Origin of the sequence: Streptomyces sp. H27-H5 (assembly GCF_026627505.1) — a bacterium.
Lineage (GTDB): Bacteria > Actinomycetota > Actinomycetes > Streptomycetales > Streptomycetaceae > Streptomyces.
In genome coordinates this window covers 42,468-58,108 of record NZ_JAPNLK010000035.1, presented here as the reverse complement: position 1 = coordinate 58,108, position 15,641 = coordinate 42,468, and the positions used below count along the sequence as shown (strand labels likewise).

Sequence of the window (15,641 nt, the reverse complement as noted above, 5' to 3'; positions counted from 1 at the left end):
ATCACACCGATGGCCACGCCCGCGTACCCGCCCGTGATCGACCTCAACGCCGATCTCGGCGAGGGCTTCGGTCGCTGGACGCTGACCGACGACGAGGCGCTGTTGTCCGTCGTCACGAGCGCCAACGTGGCCTGTGGTTTCCACGCCGGGGACCCGTCCATCATGCGTCGCGTGTGCGAGCTGGCCGCCGAGCGGGGGGTGCGGATCGGGGCGCAGGTCTCCTACCGGGACCTCGCCGGTTTCGGCCGGCGGGCGATGGACGTGCCGGCGGGCGAACTGGCGGACGAGGTGGCGTACCAGATCGGGGCGCTGGAGGTGTTCGCGCGGGCGGCCGGTTCCCGGGTGTCGTACGTGAAGCCGCACGGCGCCCTCTACAACCGCACCGTGGGCGACGCGGAGCAGGCCGGGGCCGTCGTCGCGGGCGTGCGGTTGGCCGCCGGGACGGGCGGGCTGCCGGTCCTCGGTCTGCCCGGGTCGCTGCTCCTGTCCGCCGCCGAGGAGGCGGGGTTGACCGCGGTGCCGGAGGCGTTCGCGGACCGGGCGTACACGGCGGCGGGGACGCTGGTGCCGCGCGGCGAGCCGGGGGCGGTGGTGCACGACCCGGACGCGGTGGTCGCCCGCGCGGTGCGGATGGCCGCCGAGCGGTCCGCGACCGCGATCGACGGGTCCCCGGTGGCCGTGCCGGCGCGTTCGCTGTGTCTGCACGGGGACACGCCGGGGGCGGCGGACCTCGCCCTGCGGGTGCGCCGGGCCCTGGGCGCGGCCGGGGTACGGGTGGAGGCCTTCGCGTGAGGGCGCTCGCGGTGGGCGGCCGGGCCCTGCTGCTGGAGGCGGACTCGGCCGAGGAGGTGGCCGCGCTCCATGCCGAACTGCTGCGGCGGCGCGCGGAACTGGGCGGCGTACGGGAGATCGTGCCGGCCGCGCGGACCGTCCTGCTGGACGGGGTGGCGGAGCCCGCCGCGCTGGCGGCCCGGATCGCCGGGTGGCAGGTGCCGCCGCTCGCCGGGAGCGAGGGGCCGCTGATCAGCGTCGCGGTTCGCTACGACGGGCCGGACCTGGCGGAGGTCGCGCGGCTGTGGGGGGTGGGGCCCGGGGAGGTGCCGGGCATCGTGGGGTCGGTCGAGTTCCGCGTGGCGTTCTGCGGGTTCGCGCCCGGCTTCGGGTACCTGACCGGACTCCCCGAGCGCTTCCACCTGCCGCGACGGGCCACGCCGCGCACGGCCGTGCCGGCGGGCTCGCTGGCCCTGGCGGGCGCCTACGCGGGGGTCTACCCGCGCTCCTCCCCCGGCGGCTGGCAGCTGATCGGAACCACCGGGGCCGTGCTCTGGGACCCGGGGCGGGAGCCGGCGGCGCTGTTGTCGCCGGGGGTGCGGGTGCGGTTCGAGGAGGCGGGGTCGTGAGCGGGCTGCTGGTGGTGCGGGCGGGTGCGCTGACCACCGTCCAGGACCTCGGCCGGCCGGGGTACGCACATCTGGGCGTCCCCCGTTCGGGCGCGTTGGACGTCGGGGCGCACGCCCTGGCCAACCGGCTGCTGGGCAACGCCCCGGACGCGGCGACGCTGGAGACCACCCTCGACGGGGTCGCGCTGCGGGCGTCGGACCCGGTGACGGTGGCGGTCACGGGGGCGCCCTGCGCGGTACGGGTCTCGGGACGCCCGGTGGCCTGGGGGGCGCCGGTGCCGCTCCGGGCGGGGGCGGAGCTGGAGGTGGGGGCGGCGGAGTCGGGGCTGCGCAGCTACGTCGCGGTGCGCGGCGGGTTCGCCGTGCCGCCGGTGCTGGGGAGCCGGGCCACGGACCTGCTGTCGGGCCTGGGGCCGCCGGTGCTGTCGGCGGGCGCGCTGCTGCCGGTGGGGCCGCCCGGCCGGGAGCCGGTGCGCGGGGTCGACGCCCTGGGGGTGCCGGGGGCGCCGACGGAGCTGGTGTTGCCGCTCGGGCCGGGGCCGCGGGCCGACTGGTTCGAGCCGGACTCGGTGGCCCGGCTGCTTCGGGCCGCGTACCGGGTCTCGGCGAGGTCCAACCGGATCGGGCTGCGCACGGAGGGCGGTCCGGCGCTGGTCCGGCGCCGGGCCGGGGAACTGCCGAGCGAGGGCATGGTCCTGGGCGCGGTCCAGGTCCCGCCGGACGGGCTGCCCGTCGTCTTCCTGGCCGATCATCCGGTCACCGGCGGCTATCCGGTGGTGGGCGTGGTTCCCCCGGGCCCCGCCCTGGACGCGGCGGCGCAGGCCCGGCCGGGGGTGACGGTCCGCTTCGTGCGGGGCCGGTGAGGCGCCCGAGGTGTCACCGGGGTGCGGGCGGCCTCGCGAGCCGCCCGCCGGCACCCGGCGGGTCCGCAGGGGACGGCCTACACCGTCGACTCCGGTGCGATGCGACTGCGCACCGCCGACTGCACGTCTTCCTCCTCCGCCGGGTCCGCCGCCAGGCGGCGCAGCCGGGGGGCGACGCGGGCGTCGGCGGTCTCGGCGTGGCGGGCGGCCACCTCGCGGGTGGTCTCCTCGCAGTCCCACAGGCATTCCACCGCGAAGCCGGCGGCGAACGACGGATCGGTCTGGGCCAGGGCCCGGGCGACGCGGCCGCGGAGGTGGGACGAGGCGGTTTCGCGATAGACGTGGCGCAGTACGGGCGCCGCGCAGCCGATGGCGAGGCGTCCGGCACCGTCGACGAGGGCGAACAGGCTCCGGGTGTCCGGTCCCGAGCCGCGCACCGTGGAGCGCAGGGCGCCCAGGACGAGTCCGGCGTCCTCGGCTCCGCCGCGGGCCGCGAGGAGGGTCGCGGCGGCCGCTCCGAGCGCGTCGGGGCGGTGCACCCAGCGGCGGGCCCGTTCCACCGCACCGGGGCCGCACATGCGTTCGTAGGCGGCCACGGCGGGCTCGTCCCCGGCGACTTCGATGAGGTCCAGGACGGCCGGGTTCTCCGGTTCGGCGAGGACGAGGTGGTGCAGGGCGGTGGCCCGGGCGGCCTCGCCGGAGGCGCCGGCCGCGGCGGCGAGGATCGCGGAGCGGTCCTCGGGCGCGGCCACGGCGGCCAGGCAGCGGGCCGCGGGGACGTGCAGCGGGGTACCGCGATCCAGTCCGTCGGCGGCCCAGTCGAAGACGGCCTGGACTCCCCAGCCGGGCTGCGGGCCCTTGGGGGTGAGCTGGCGCTGCCAACGGTCGAAGGAGCCCTGCCGGCGGGCGGCGCGCAGGCGTTCCCCGTGGGGCACGGACTCCTCCCACAGGCACCAGGGCCGGGGCTCGTACGCGTCGCGGATGGCGGCGGCCAGCCGCGCCTCGCCCTCGGCGGTGGCGGGGAAGCGGGCGACGACGGGGGCGGCGAGGGAGCGCAGCCCCTCGTCGTCGTCGCGCAGGGCCAGCTCGTCGAGGGCCCAGGCCCAGTTCGCGCCGGAGGCGGCGTAGCGGCGCAGCAGCATGAGCGCGTCGTCGCGTCCGTACGAGGCGAGGTGGCCCAGGACGGACAGGGCGAGCCCGGTGCGGTGGTCCTCCTCGTCGAGGAGGTCGTCGGCGCTGAAGAGGTGGCTCTCGATGGCGCCGAGGGGGCCGTCGAGATCGAGGTAGAGCCGGGCGTAGTAGAGCGAGCGGTTCTCGACCTGCCAGTCCTGGCGCGGATCGCTGATCACGCACTGGTCGAGGGCCTCCAAGGCCTCCGCCCGGGGCGCCGCGAGTGCGTGCAGCGTGCCGTCGCCGCGGCCCCTCTGGAGGAGCCCGAGCAGGGTGCCGCTTGGCGCTATGACTGGTTCGAACATGGGAATGGCCTCAAATCAGGCTGGGGACGCAACCGGGAATCGGGATTCACAGGGCCGCGTAACAGCATGTGAGGACGTTCGCCGTCATGTTCCGCTCGATGTAGCCCATTGCCTTCTCACTCTCGTCGGTGCTTCGCGACCACGGCGGCCGGTCCGGCAGGGAGGGTATGGACACCTCTTGTGTCCAGCCCGCTCCTGCCCGTCCGTCAAGTTCGCGAATCGAATCCGACGCCATGATGACCCAGTCGGTTTGTGCACCGCGACCACATTTACGGCCGCCGTGACCAACCCGTGAGGTCCGGGACCGGTCAGACCTTGCCAGGTCACGGCCAAAACCGGACTACTTGGCTCCGAACAGCTCCAGCAGGTCGGCCTTGGCGAACATGCGCGCCGTGTCCACGGCGGAGGGGGTTCCGGCCTCGGGGTCGGCTCCGCCGGCGAGCAGCGCGCGGATGACGGCCTCCTCGCCCTTGAAGACGGCGCCGGCGAGCGGGGTCTGGCCCCGGTCGTTGGCGCGGTCGGCCTCGGCGCCGCGGGCGAGCAGGGCCGTGACGGCGTCGGCGTGGCCGTGGTAGGCGGCGAGCATGACGAGGGTGTCGCCGCGGTCGTTGGTGAGGTTGGCCGGGACCCCGGCGTCGAGGTACGCGGCCAACGTCTCGGCGTCACCCTGTCGGGCGAGGTCGAAGATCTTGGTGGCCAGTTCGATGACGTCCTCGTCGGGAACGCCCTGCGGGCCGGCGCCTTCCGGGGTGTGCTCGCTCATCGTTCGAACCGCCTTTCGCTTCGCTGTCACGACACCCGTTTCCCCAGGCCGGCGGGCTGGGCACGGCACGGCACTGCGTCCGTGCGGGTGAAGCGTCAGAGTAGCGCCCGATCCGGCACATGACGGGCGCGGCCCGAGGCAAGGATCACCCCTGCACCCCTGATCGCCCGGCGCGCCAGTCGGGCGGGTCCAGTCAAGTGAAAAATTACAGGATTCACCCGTATGCACCTTTTGTCGCATTGATACTTGCTGTGAGCCTGGAAGGACTGACGGTGACCGTCCCCACCCACCAGGAGAACTTCTCATGGTCCTGTCCATCTCAGGTGTCGTCCTGCTCGGAATCATCTGCTTCCTCTTCTTCAAGAAGGACGGGATGAAGCTGTCGCACGCGTTCGTGTGCGCGCTCTTCGGCTTCTTCCTCGCCGGCTCCGCCATCGCGCCCAGCATCACGGCGAGTACGGCGAGCCTCGCGAGCCTTCTCGGCGGGATCAAGCTCTAGGTCGTCTCTGCGACGTCGTCGAAGTGACGCCGGCCGGACACCGGCGGGCGGGACTTCGGCGACCCGCCCCGGGTCCCCGACCCGCACCGTCCCGCCACCACCACGACTCCAGGAGACGCCCGTGGCCAGGCGCCCACTCCCCCGCATCCTCAGCAGCGGCACCGTGTCGCTGGCCCGGGGCCGCGACTTCGCCCGCACGGCCGCCGACAGCGCCACGGACGTCCTCCATCCGCTCCTCGTCATCGGACGCGGCCTGCGCGTCCTGGCCTCCGCCGGGCGGCGCAAGTGGTCCGACACCCCCAAGGACAAGCGTGGTCCCGCGCTGTTCCTGGGAGTCGCCTGCGTCCTCGTGATCGCGCTCGTCCCGTACGGCCCGATGATCGCCCTGGTGAGCGTGATGGCGGCGGCGGGCTGGCACGGACGCGACCGCACCCCGGTGAAGACCGGTCCCAGCGACGCCGAGACGGAGCGGCTCGCCTCCCTCTACGAGGCGCTCGTGCCGTACTTCTCCATCCCCGAGGACCCGAACCCGCTCTTCGCCCACGGCGGGGAATGGGACCGGGCCTTCAGCGGCCACGTCTTCGACGACGCGGGCCGCGTCACCCGGCTCCGCATCCGCTACCCGGCCTACTTCGCCGACGGGGAGCTCGCCTCGCGGGCCCGGATCGAGGCCCTGCTGCACGCCAAGTCCGGGCGCGGGCGGGAGTACCTCTTCGACTGGGACGAGGAGGCCAACAAGCTCGACCTGAGCGTGCTGGAGGCGCTGCCGACGGGCATCGCCGCCCAACGGTTCGTCACCTCCCCCGGCGAGACCGTCCTCGGCCTCACCGACGCGGGCGGCGTCCAGCGCACCCTGCCCGTCGCGGAAGGGGAACAGACCCGGGACGTGCCCCCGGTGATCTGGCGCACCGGCCCCCGCTCCACCGAACCGCACCTGCTGGCCGTCGGCCAACCCGGCAGCGGGACGTCCACCCTGCTGCGCTCGATCGCCCTCCAGGCGCTCCACCACGACGGCGACGTGCTGATCGTCGAGGGCGGCGGCAGCGGCGAGTACTCCTGCCTCTCCGGCCGCGCGGGCGTCCTGGCCGTGGAGTGCGGCCCCAAGGGCGCGCCGGCCATCCTGGAGTGGGCCGCGCACGAGACCGAGCGACGGCTCGTCGCCACCCACCGGGCCCGCGAGGCCGGCCGGCCCCTGCCCGAGGACACCCGGCGCCCGCTGTGGATCCTGCTCGACCGCCCCAGCGTGCTCACCCACCTCGCGGCGGCCGAGGGGCGGCCCGACCCCCTCGCGCGGCTCCAGGTGCCGTTGCGTCACGGTCGGGCCGCGCACGTCACGGTCGTGGTCGCGGAACAGTTCGAGCACCTGGAACTGCTCGACGACGCCGTCTGGCAGCACACCCGGGCCCGCGTCGTGCTCGGCTCCGCCTCGATCCAGCAGATCACCGACGTGCTCGGCCTGCCCCCGCACACCACCCCGACCGCGATGGTGCCGCCCGGGCGCGGGTACGCGCGGCTCGGCACGGGCCCCGTGCACCGGGTGCAGGTGCCCGCGACCCCGGACCCGTACGACGACGCCGCGCATCCGGCGCACCGTCAGGCGGTGCTGGAGCTGCTGCCGGAGCGACAGGCCCGGCCGCCGGCGGTCGAGGAGCACGTCACGCCGTCGAAGCCGCTGCACATCGTCCAGCCCCCGGCCCAGGCGCAGGGCCCCTCGATCGACGCCCCGGAGAGCACGGAGGTGCCGGCGGAGACACCGCCCGCCCGCGGCCCGTGGCCGGTCGGGCCGTAGCGGGCACCCGACCGTCGGCGGCCCTCAGGCGACGAACGTGCGCGGGGGTTCCGCCCCGCTGCCGCCGGCGCCCGTGCCGACCAGTCGGGCCGCCGCCGCGAGCCGCGAGGCGGCCTCCTCGGCCACCGGGCCGCCGACCGTGAACGGCAGCCGGACGTACCCCTCGAAGGCCCCGTCCACGCCGAACCGGGGGCCCGAGGGGACCCGTACGCCGACCCGCTCCCCCACCTCGGCCAGCCGGGACCCGGACAGTCCGCCCGCGCGGGCCCACAGGGTGAGGCCGCCCCGGGGGACCTGGAACTCCCAGTCGGGCAGTTCCCGGCGTACCGCGGCGACGAGCGCGTCGCGGTTCTCCCGGGCCTGGTCGCGGCGGATTCCGACGGCCTCCTCCCAGCCCCCGGTCCGCATCAGCCAGTTCACCGCGAGCTGTTCGAGCACGGGCGTGCCGAGGTCGGCGTACGCGCGGGCCGCGACCAGGCTGCGGATGACGTCGGGGGCCGCGCGGACCCAGCCGATGCGCATGCCGGCCCAGAAGGCCTTGCTCGCGGAACCGACGGTGACGACCGTGGAGCCGGCGGGGTCGAAGGCGCAGACCGGACGGGGCATCTCCACGTCCGGGTCCAACCGGAGTTCGGCCATGGTCTCGTCGGCGACGAGCACGGTGCCGGCCGAGCGGGCCGCCTCCACCATCGCGCGGCGCTGTTCGTCCGAGGCGAGGGCGCCGGTGGGGTTGTGGAAGTCGGCGACCACGTAGGCGAGCCGGGGGGCGGAGTCGCGCAGCACCTGCCGCCAGACGTCCATGTCCCAGCCGCTCAGCCCGGCGGCCATCGCGACGGGTACGAGGCGCACCCCGGCGGCGCGCATGAGCTGGAGGATGTTGGCGTAGGACGGGGATTCGACGGCGATGCGTTCGCCGCGTCCCGCGAAGAGGCTGCAGATGGCGTCGATGGCGCCCATGGCCCCGGTGGTCACCATGATCTGCTCGGGCATCGTGGGGATGCCGCGCTCGGTGTAGCGGTCGGCGAGCATCCTGCGCAGGGCGGGCAGGCCGGCGGGGTAGTCGCCGTGGGTGTGCGCGTACGGCGGCAGTTCCTCCAGGGCTCCCTGGACGGCCTTGGTGAGCCAGGGCTCGGGGGCCGGCAGGGCGGCGCAGCCGAGGTCGATCATCGAGCCGAGGGACTCGGGCGGCAGGGGTTCCAGGCCCCGGGCGGGAAGCGGGTTCCCGGCGGGCACGGCGGTCCAGCTGCCGGCGCCCCGGCGGGATTCGAGGAATCCTTCGCCGCGCAGGGCCTCGTAGGCGGCGGCGACGGTGGTGCGGCTGACGGTGAGCGCGACGGCCAGCTCCCGCTCGGCGGGCAGCCGGGCGGCGACGGGGACGCGCCCTTCGAGGACGAGGAGCCGGATGCCGTCGGCGAGGCTGCGGTAGGCGGGCGGCTTGCGCGTGCCGGACGTGGCGGAGCGCCCCTGCTGCGAGGTGATGAGGCGGGCGAGCTGTGCGGCGCCGACCGCCGAGGTCCACTGAGCCATGCTGTCCGGTCCACCTTCGTCGAATTGGCCCCGTCCGGTCCGAGGGGCGACCGGTATTGGATTGGTTCTGCGCGATCCAGGGTGTCACGGGGCGGTCCATTCGAGCCAGGGGGCTCCCGGGAGGGCGGAAGGGGGCACGGCGGGGGCCCTCCGACGCGGTCGCGTTCACCCCGCGGCCATCCGGACGCTCCCGTCCCACCGGCGGCAGGGGGCATACTGCCGCCGTGACGCACGTACGCCTTCGGCACCCGTATCTGGACCACCCCGCTCCCATCCCCTTCGCGCACCGGGGAGGGGCCGCGGACGGGCTGGAGAACACCGCCGCCGCCTTCCACCGGGCGGCCGACGCGGGTTACCGCTACTTCGAGACCGATGTGCACGCCACGGTCGACGGGAAGCTGGTCGCCTTCCACGACTCCACCCTGGACCGGGTCACCGACGGGAGCGGTCGGATCGCCGAACTGCCGTGGAAGCGGATCCGGGAGGCCCGGGTGGCGGGCTCCGAGCCCCTGGCCCTGTTCGAGGACCTCCTGGAGGAGTTCCCGGAGGCCCGCTGGAATGTCGACGTCAAGGCCGAGAGCGCCCTGCACCCGTTGGTGAACCTGATCGCGCGGGCCCGGGTCTGGGACCGGGTGTGCGTGGGCTCCTTCTCGGAGAGCCGGGTCGCCCGGGCCCAGAAGATCGCCGGTCCCCGGCTGGCGACCTCGTACGGGGTGCGCGGTGTGCTGGGGCTGCGGCTGCGGTCGTTCGCGATCCCGGCGGCGCTGCGCGCGGGAGCGGTGGCGGCGCAGGTTCCGGAGACCCAGGCCGGCGTCCGGGTGGTCGACCGGCGGTTCGTCCGGACGGCGCACGAGCGGGGACTCCAGGTGCACGTGTGGACCGTGAACGAACCGGAACGCATGGACTCTCTTCTCGACATGGGAGTCGATGGCATCATGACCGACCGGATCGACATCTTGCGCACGGTGCTGGACCGGCGCGGAGCCTGGGCCTGACCGCCCGTTCGGACTCCCCGCCGGCCGCGGCGGCCGAGGCGGCACGGGACAGCGAGGGGGCACCGGAGTGACTGCGCGAGACCTATCTCCACCAGAGGAAGCGGAACCGGGGACGGAGGACGGAAGAGCCGGCGCCGCCGCCCGCAAACGCGAACAGCACGGCTGGTACTTCTACGACTTCGCCTGCTCGGTCTACTCGACCAGCGTGCTCACGGTGTTCCTCGGTCCCTACCTGACGGCCGTGACCAAGGCCGCGGCGGACGCCGAGGGCTACGTACACCCGCTGGGCGTCCCGGTCCGGGCCGGTTCCTTCTTCGCGTACGCGGTCTCCGCGTCCGTGCTGCTGGCCGTGCTGATCATGCCGCTGGCGGGGGCCGTCGCGGACCGGAGCGGCCGCAAGAAGCCGCTGCTGGCGGTGGCGGCGTACACGGGCGCGGCGGCGACGGCCGGGATGTTCTTCCTCGACGGCGAGCGCTATCTGCTCGGCGGGCTCCTGCTGATCGTGGCGAACGCCTCGCTGGCGGTCTCGATGGTGTTGTACAACGCCTTCCTGCCGCAGATCGCCACACCGGACGAGCGGGACACCGTCTCCTCGCGGGGTTGGGCCTTCGGCTACACCTCGGGCGCCCTGGTGCTCGTCCTGAACCTGGTGCTCTACCAGGGCCACGACTCCTTCGGGCTGTCCGAGGGCGCGGCGGTACGGATCTGTCTGGCGTCGGCGGGCTTGTGGTGGGGCGCCTTCGCGATCATCCCGTTGCGACGGCTGCGCGACCGGGGGGTGGTCCGGGAGGCGGGTGGGGCGCCGCCGGTCAGCGGGTGGCGGCAGCTGGTGGCCACCTTGAAGGACATGCGGCGCTATCCGTTGACGCTGTCGTTCCTGCTGGCCTATCTGATCTACAACGACGGCGTGCAGACGGTGATCTCCCAGGCCTCGGTCTACGGGTCGGAGGAACTGGAGCTGGAGCAGTCCACGCTGATCGTGGCGGTGCTGCTGGTCCAGGTCCTGGCGGTGGCGGGCGCGCTGGGGATGGGTCGACTGGCAGGTCTGTACGGCGCCAAGCGGACGATCCTCGGTTCGCTGGCCGCGTGGGCGGTGACGCTGGCCGCCGGGTACTTCCTGCCGGCCCGGACGCCGGTGTGGTTCTTCGCGCTGGCGGCGATGATCGGGCTGGTGCTGGGCGGGAGCCAGGCGCTGTCGCGTTCGCTGTTCTCGCACCTGGTCCCGGCGGGCAAGGAGGCCGAGTACTTCTCCGCCTACGAGATGAGCGACCGGGGGCTGAGCTGGATCGGACCGCTGGTCTTCGGACTGACGTACCAGGTCACGGGCAGTTATCGGGACGCGATCATCTCGTTGGTGGTGTTCTTCGCACTGGGTTTCGTGCTGCTCGCGAGGGTGCCGGTGCGGCGCGCGGTGGAGGCGGCGGGCAATCCTGTTCCCGAGAGGATCTGACAGCGGGTCCGAGAAAGAATTCGGAACGAATTTCGACGTTCAAGCGAAGGGCCGGTAGTGTACGCCTTTGGCCTGCCAGGCGGACCGTTACTGCGCGCTCACGAAGAGCGGACGTTGGGTGACATCTGCTGCCAGATGTGACAAAACGGGCACTGGTGGGTACAACAAGGGGCGGTACGACGGGCGACGCATGACCCGGAGCGGGAATCTATACCGCCGACCGGACGTTGACCGGATGACGACGACAGCGACACCTGTCCTGTGGGCGACAAGCCCGGGAGGCACGATTCATGAGTGAGCGAGCTCTCCGCGGTACGCGGCTCGTGGTTACCAGCTACGAGACGGACCGCGGCATCGATCTGGCCCCGCGCCAGGCGGTGGAGTACGCATGCCAGAACGGACATCGATTTGAGATGCCGTTCTCGGTTGAGGCAGAAATTCCGCCGGAGTGGGAGTGCAAGGCGTGCGGCGTCATGGCACTCCTGGTGGACGGGGACGGGCCCGAAGAGAAGAAGGGCAAGCCTGCGCGAACGCACTGGGACATGCTCATGGAGCGACGCACCCGCGAGGAGCTGGAGGAAGTGCTTGCCGAGAGGCTCGCGGTCCTGCGTTCCGGCGCCATGAACATTGCCGTGCATCCGCGGGACAGCCGCAAGTCCGCCTGACAACCGGACTGAGAACAAAGCCGAGGGCCCCCGCCACATCCGTGGCGGGGGCCCTCGGCTTGTCCGGCCGGACGGCCGCGGAGCCGGGTGGCTCAAGGTCCGGGATCGGCCCCTCAGGGGGTCAGCGGCGGCCGATGACCGGCGTCCGGGCCGGCCTGGCCCGGTCCGGGCCCCGGCCGGTCCTCGCGGATGACCTCGCCCTGGACGACCTTGCCGTCCGGCTGGTGGATCCGGGCCTGCTGGAAGGCGTCGCCGAAGGTTCCGGCGGGCGCGGCGGCCATCCTGCGTTCCAGGGAGCGCGTGGCCCGACGGCTGATCAGTGCCCGGACGGGCGGGAGCAGCAGGAGCAGTCCGGCGGCGTCGGAGATCAGCCCCGGCAGCATCAGGAACAGGCCCGCGAGCATGATCAGGCCGTTGCCCTGGCCGGGCTGTTGCCTGCCCTGCTCGGGCCCCTGTCCCTGCTGGGCCCGCTGGAGGGTGTCGGTGAGGTTCTTGAAGGCCCGTCGCCCGGCGCGCTTGATGACCACGGCGCCGAGGAGCATCCCGCCCGCGATCAGCAGGGCGACGGTCAACCCGCCGGCGGCTCCGGCGACCAGGCTGAGCAGCCAGATCTCCAGGATCAGCCAGGCGGCGACCGCCAGGGGAAGCAGGGTGCGGGCGGGCGAGCGCCGTCGTGGGGCCGTCGAAATGCCGGTCGTCATGTCACCAGTGTGCCTGGGGCGGTGTAAAAGCGACCTCAGTCGGAGGTAGCGGACATCCCTTAAGGGATGTCGGGGGGAGAGGGTGTCCGGGCGGGTCAGTGCGGGGGCCGGCCGGTCAGCTTCGCGGCCCGGGCCTTGATGCCCCACTGGGTGACCCGCCACAGGGCCTCCACCACGATGTCCCTGCTCATCTTGCTGTCGCCGAACTCGCGCTCGACGAAGGTGATGGGCACCTCGACGACCCTGAAGCCCTGGCGGACGGCCCGACGGGCCAGGTCCACCTGGAAGCAGTAGCCGGCGGAGGCCACCTCCTCCAGGCCCAGGCCCTCCAGCGTCTCGCTGCGGAAGGCGCGGTAGCCGCCGGTCACGTCGCGGATCGGCACGTCCAGGAGCAGCCGGGAGTACGTGGAACCCCCGCGGGAGAGCATCTCGCGGCTCTTGGGCCAGTTGACCACGCGACCGCCCGGCACCCAGCGGGATCCCAGGACCAGGTCGGCGTTGCCGAGGGCGGTGAGCAGCCGGGGCAGTTCCTCGGGGCGGTGGGAGCCGTCGGCGTCCATCTCCACGAGGACCCCGTAGCCGTGCTCCAGGCCCCAGGCGAAGCCGGCCAGGTAGGCGGCGCCGAGGCCTTCCTTGCCCTTGCGGTGCAGGACGTGGACCTGCTCGTCGGCGCAGGCCAGTTCGTCGGCGAGCTTGCCGGTGCCGTCGGGGCTGTTGTCGTCGGCGACCAGGACGTGCGCTGCGGGGACGGCGGCGCGGACCCTGCCGACGATGGGGCCGATGTTCTCGGCCTCGTTGTACGTCGGAATGATCACCAGGATGGTGCCGAGCGGCCCGTGGGTCCGCTGTCCTGCCTCGCTCACTGGGTCCCCTTGCGTGTTTCTCGTCCGGCCGGCCTCGTACGTCCCGTCACAGCAGGATGATTTTAGAACAGCGATCGGAGCCGGCGGTCCTTCGGGCCGGCCCGGTTCCCGCTGGCTGCGGGTGACCGTGACCGTTGTCTACTGGACCGCCGGGCCCCGACCTGAGGCCACCAGCCGCCGGCGAAACCTTCCCTCGCCCCCGAGGCGCGGGTGCGCTGAGCGGACGGATCCGTCCGGTACGGACGTCCTGTTGGTGGACCCGGCCGAACCTATCCGGGTCCGGCCGTCGGGACCGAACCGAGGCCGGTCGGATCACCCCTGTGGGCGTACGAAAACCTCCCGGCCACCGACGACCGTGGCCAGGCACACCGGCAGTTCCCCGCCGGGGGTCAGGTCGGGCAGCCCCGGGGTGCCCGAGCGCGGGTCGGTGGACCAGCGGGCGACCCGGTCGTCGGGAGCCTGGACGACCAGTTCCTCGGTCCGCCAGACGGCGTAGTCGGCCGGGGCGCCGGGGACGAGGGTGCCCGCGTCGTCCCGGCCCAGGGCCCGCCAACCGCCGCGGGTGTGGGCGGCGAAGGCGGCCCGTACGGAGATCCGGTGCTCGGGGGTGCGGTGGAAGGCGGCCGCCCGGACGGTGCCCCAAGGGTCGAGCGGGGTGACGGGCGCGTCGGAGCCGAAGGCCAGCGGGACGCCGGCCTTCAGCAGGGCCGCGTACGGGTTGAGGGTGCGGGCGCGCTCCGCGCCGAGCCGGTCGGCGTACATGCCGTCCTCGCCGCCCCAGGCCGCGTCGAAGGCGGGCTGCACGGAGGCGGTGAGGCCCAGTTCCGCGAAGGCGGCGATGGTGGCCGGGGTCATCATCTCGGCGTGCTCGACCCGGTGGCGGGCGGCCCGCACCCGGGCGAGGCCCACGGTCTCGGCGGCGGCCCGGACGCCTTCGACGACGGCGCTGACGGCGGCGTCGCCGATGGCGTGGAAGCCGGCCTGGAGGCCCTGTTCGGTGCACGCGGCGACGTGCGCGGCGACGTCACGGGCGTCCAGGTAGCCGGTGCCGGTGTGCGCGGCGTCGGTGTACGGGGCGTGCAGGCACGCGGTGTGGGAGCCGAGTGCGCCGTCCACGAAGAGGTCGCCGGCGGCCCCGACCGCGCCGAGCCGCTTGGCCAGGTCGAGGTCCCGATCGGCCCAGTAGCCGAAGACGCGCGGGCCGGGGTGGGTGCGCGCCAGGTCGAGCAGGGCGGTGAAGTCCTCCGGGGAGGAGATCTCCGGGCCGCCGCACTCGTGCACGGAGCCGATGCCGAGGGAGGCGGCCCGGTCCAGGGCGGCCCGCTGGGCCTCGGCGCGCTGGGCGGGGCCGACGGCGCCGAGGGCGACCGCGCGCACGGCGTGGTGGGCGTCGGCGGTCAGCGGCTCGTCGCCGGCGACGTGGCCCGCACCCTCGGGGACGAGGTCGAGCAGCGCGGTGGTGACCACGGCCGAGTGGACGTCGATGCGGCTCAGGTAGAGCGGACGGCCGCCGGTGGCCCGGTCCAGTTCCTCGCGGCGCGGGGCGCGGCGCTCGGGCCATCGGGCGGCGTCCCAGCCGTGTCCGAGGAGCACCCGGTCGGCGGGGCGGCGCTCGGCGTGGGCGCGTACCCGGTCCAGGGCGTCCGCGAGGGTGCGGGCGTCGGAGAGGTCCAGTCCGGTGAGGGCGAGACCGGTGGAGGTGGTGTGCACGTGGGCGTCGGTGAACGCGGGCGTGACGAGCGCCCCGTCGAGGTCGACGACCTCGTCGACGCCCTGTGCGAAGGCGTCGGCGGCGCCTTCCGAGCCGACCCAGGCGACGTGGCCGCGCTCGACGACCATCGCGGTGGCGAACGGGTCGGCGGGGCTGTGCACCTCGCCGCCGCGCAGGAGGACGGTGCGGTCGGGTACGGGGGCTCCGGCGGCGTCGGCGGAGGCGGTGCGGTCAGTCATGGGACCCAGTCTCGCGCCTCCGCCGGCCGGGCCCGACCTCGGGTCCCGCCGGGGCGGGGGTCGGGGCCGGGCGGCGCGGAAGACGGGTCAGGGCGGCGTCACACGCGCGGCGGGCGGGACTCGTACGGGGTGGACAGCACCACCGTCGTGCGGGTCGAGACGTGCGCCAGGGCGCGCAGTCGGCCCAGCAGGTCCTCCAGCTCCAGGGGCGTGCCCACGCGGACCTTGAGGATGTAGTTCTCGTCTCCGGCCACGCTGTGGCAGGCCTCGATCTCGGGGACGCCCGCCAGGCGGTCGGCGATGTCGTCCGGGGCGCTGGGATCGAACGGCTTGACCGAGATGAACGCCGTCAGGGGCAGCCCCACGGCCTCGGGGTCGACCACGGCGGCATAGCCGCGGATCACCCCGCGCTGCTCCAGGCGGCGTACTCGCTGATGGACCGCCGACGTGGACAGTCCCGTGGCCTTGCCCAGATCCGTGTAGCTCATTCGCCCGTCCCGCACGAGCAGATCAACGATCTGGCGGTCCAGCTCCTCCATTGCGCTCATAGCCGCTCAACCTATTGCCCAAGACCGCTTCCGGCACAGCGGTGTCCACGGGTTGGGTGGCACCTGCGGCGGGCATGTGACCAAGGCCACAGGAGTACGGGGGCGTACCGGGGGTGGTTGTGGTTACTCGTGCCGCTCGACGGGAAGTGCTTG

15 protein-coding genes are annotated in these 15,641 nt (G+C 73.9%); 8 read left to right on the top strand and 7 right to left on the bottom strand.

Annotation, left to right across the window (positions count from 1 at the left end; translation table 11 throughout):
* Positions 1-33: 33 nt before the first annotated feature.
* Genes OTB19_RS18940 through OTB19_RS18930 form a run of 3 tightly spaced genes read left to right on the top strand, consistent with a single transcriptional unit; the run spans position 34 to position 2,263 of the window.
* Positions 34-792 (top strand): LamB/YcsF family protein, encoded by a 759-nt coding sequence (locus OTB19_RS18940; RefSeq protein WP_267799480.1) that lies wholly within the window; start codon positions 34-36, stop codon positions 790-792.
* Positions 789-1,400 (top strand): 5-oxoprolinase subunit B family protein, encoded by a 612-nt coding sequence (locus OTB19_RS18935; RefSeq protein ID WP_267799456.1) that lies wholly within the window; start codon positions 789-791, stop codon positions 1,398-1,400. The genes OTB19_RS18940 and OTB19_RS18935 overlap by 4 nt, the downstream gene beginning before the upstream one ends.
* A complete protein-coding gene (locus OTB19_RS18930) occupies positions 1,397-2,263 on the top strand; it encodes a biotin-dependent carboxyltransferase family protein (protein WP_267799455.1) in 867 nt (288 codons plus the stop codon). Before OTB19_RS18935 ends, OTB19_RS18930 begins: the two co-directional genes overlap by 4 nt.
* A 77-nt stretch (positions 2,264-2,340) precedes the next feature.
* On the opposite strand, the gene OTB19_RS18925 is transcribed toward OTB19_RS18930, so the two are convergent.
* Together OTB19_RS18925 and OTB19_RS18920 are read right to left on the bottom strand one after the other, a co-directional pair.
* The gene (locus OTB19_RS18925) at positions 2,341-3,738 is read right to left on the bottom strand and encodes a HEAT repeat domain-containing protein (protein WP_267799454.1); all 1,398 of its coding nucleotides are present in this window, start codon (positions 3,736-3,738) and stop codon (positions 2,341-2,343) included.
* 340 nt (positions 3,739-4,078) lie between these two features.
* Complete coding sequence (locus OTB19_RS18920) at positions 4,079-4,501, bottom strand: ankyrin repeat domain-containing protein (RefSeq protein ID WP_267799453.1); 423 nt, start codon at positions 4,499-4,501, stop codon at positions 4,079-4,081.
* 304 nt (positions 4,502-4,805) lie between these two features.
* Between OTB19_RS18920 and OTB19_RS18915 the strand changes: the two genes are divergently transcribed.
* Positions 4,806-5,000, top strand: a complete 195-nt coding sequence (locus OTB19_RS18915) for a hypothetical protein (RefSeq protein WP_008743136.1) — start codon at positions 4,806-4,808, stop codon at positions 4,998-5,000.
* A gap of 121 nt (positions 5,001-5,121) precedes the next feature.
* Entirely contained in the window at positions 5,122-6,789 is a 1,668-nt protein-coding gene (locus tag OTB19_RS18910) for a hypothetical protein (RefSeq protein WP_267799452.1), read from the top strand.
* Positions 6,790-6,813: 24 nt separating this feature from the next.
* On the opposite strand, the gene OTB19_RS18905 is transcribed toward OTB19_RS18910, so the two are convergent.
* Positions 6,814-8,316, bottom strand: a complete 1,503-nt coding sequence (locus OTB19_RS18905) for a PLP-dependent aminotransferase family protein (protein ID WP_267799451.1) — start codon at positions 8,314-8,316, stop codon at positions 6,814-6,816.
* Between the two features lie 224 nt (positions 8,317-8,540).
* Here OTB19_RS18905 and OTB19_RS18900 point away from each other — a divergent pair, with 224 nt between their 5' ends.
* The 3 genes from OTB19_RS18900 to OTB19_RS18890 all read left to right on the top strand — a co-directional run bounded on the left by OTB19_RS18900 (position 8,541) and on the right by OTB19_RS18890 (position 11,426).
* Positions 8,541-9,311 carry a glycerophosphodiester phosphodiesterase family protein gene (locus OTB19_RS18900; RefSeq protein WP_267799450.1) on the top strand — a complete coding sequence of 257 codons (771 nt, stop codon included), beginning with the start codon at positions 8,541-8,543 and terminating at the stop codon, positions 9,309-9,311.
* 67 nt (positions 9,312-9,378) lie between these two features.
* Positions 9,379-10,761 (top strand): MFS transporter, encoded by a 1,383-nt coding sequence (locus OTB19_RS18895; protein ID WP_267799449.1) that lies wholly within the window; start codon positions 9,379-9,381, stop codon positions 10,759-10,761.
* Between the two features lie 290 nt (positions 10,762-11,051).
* On the top strand, positions 11,052-11,426 hold the full coding sequence (locus OTB19_RS18890; protein WP_267799448.1) for an RNA polymerase-binding protein RbpA: 375 nt from the start codon (positions 11,052-11,054) through the stop codon (positions 11,424-11,426).
* A 113-nt stretch (positions 11,427-11,539) separates the two neighbouring features.
* Here the strand turns inward: OTB19_RS18890 and fxsA are convergent, their stop codons facing one another.
* The 4 genes from fxsA to OTB19_RS18870 all read right to left on the bottom strand — a co-directional run bounded on the left by fxsA (position 11,540) and on the right by OTB19_RS18870 (position 15,479).
* Positions 11,540-12,127: an FxsA family membrane protein gene (fxsA, locus tag OTB19_RS18885; protein ID WP_267799447.1), complete on the bottom strand. Its 588-nt coding sequence runs from the start codon at positions 12,125-12,127 to the stop codon at positions 11,540-11,542.
* A gap of 95 nt (positions 12,128-12,222) precedes the next feature.
* Positions 12,223-12,990 carry a polyprenol monophosphomannose synthase gene (locus tag OTB19_RS18880; RefSeq protein WP_267799446.1) on the bottom strand — a complete coding sequence of 256 codons (768 nt, stop codon included), beginning with the start codon at positions 12,988-12,990 and terminating at the stop codon, positions 12,223-12,225.
* Between the two features lie 312 nt (positions 12,991-13,302).
* Positions 13,303-14,940, bottom strand: a complete 1,638-nt coding sequence (locus OTB19_RS18875; protein WP_267799445.1) for an amidohydrolase — start codon at positions 14,938-14,940, stop codon at positions 13,303-13,305.
* Between the two features lie 98 nt (positions 14,941-15,038).
* Complete coding sequence (locus tag OTB19_RS18870) at positions 15,039-15,479, bottom strand: Lrp/AsnC family transcriptional regulator (RefSeq protein WP_053681811.1); 441 nt, start codon at positions 15,477-15,479, stop codon at positions 15,039-15,041.
* Positions 15,480-15,641 lie beyond the last annotated feature (162 nt).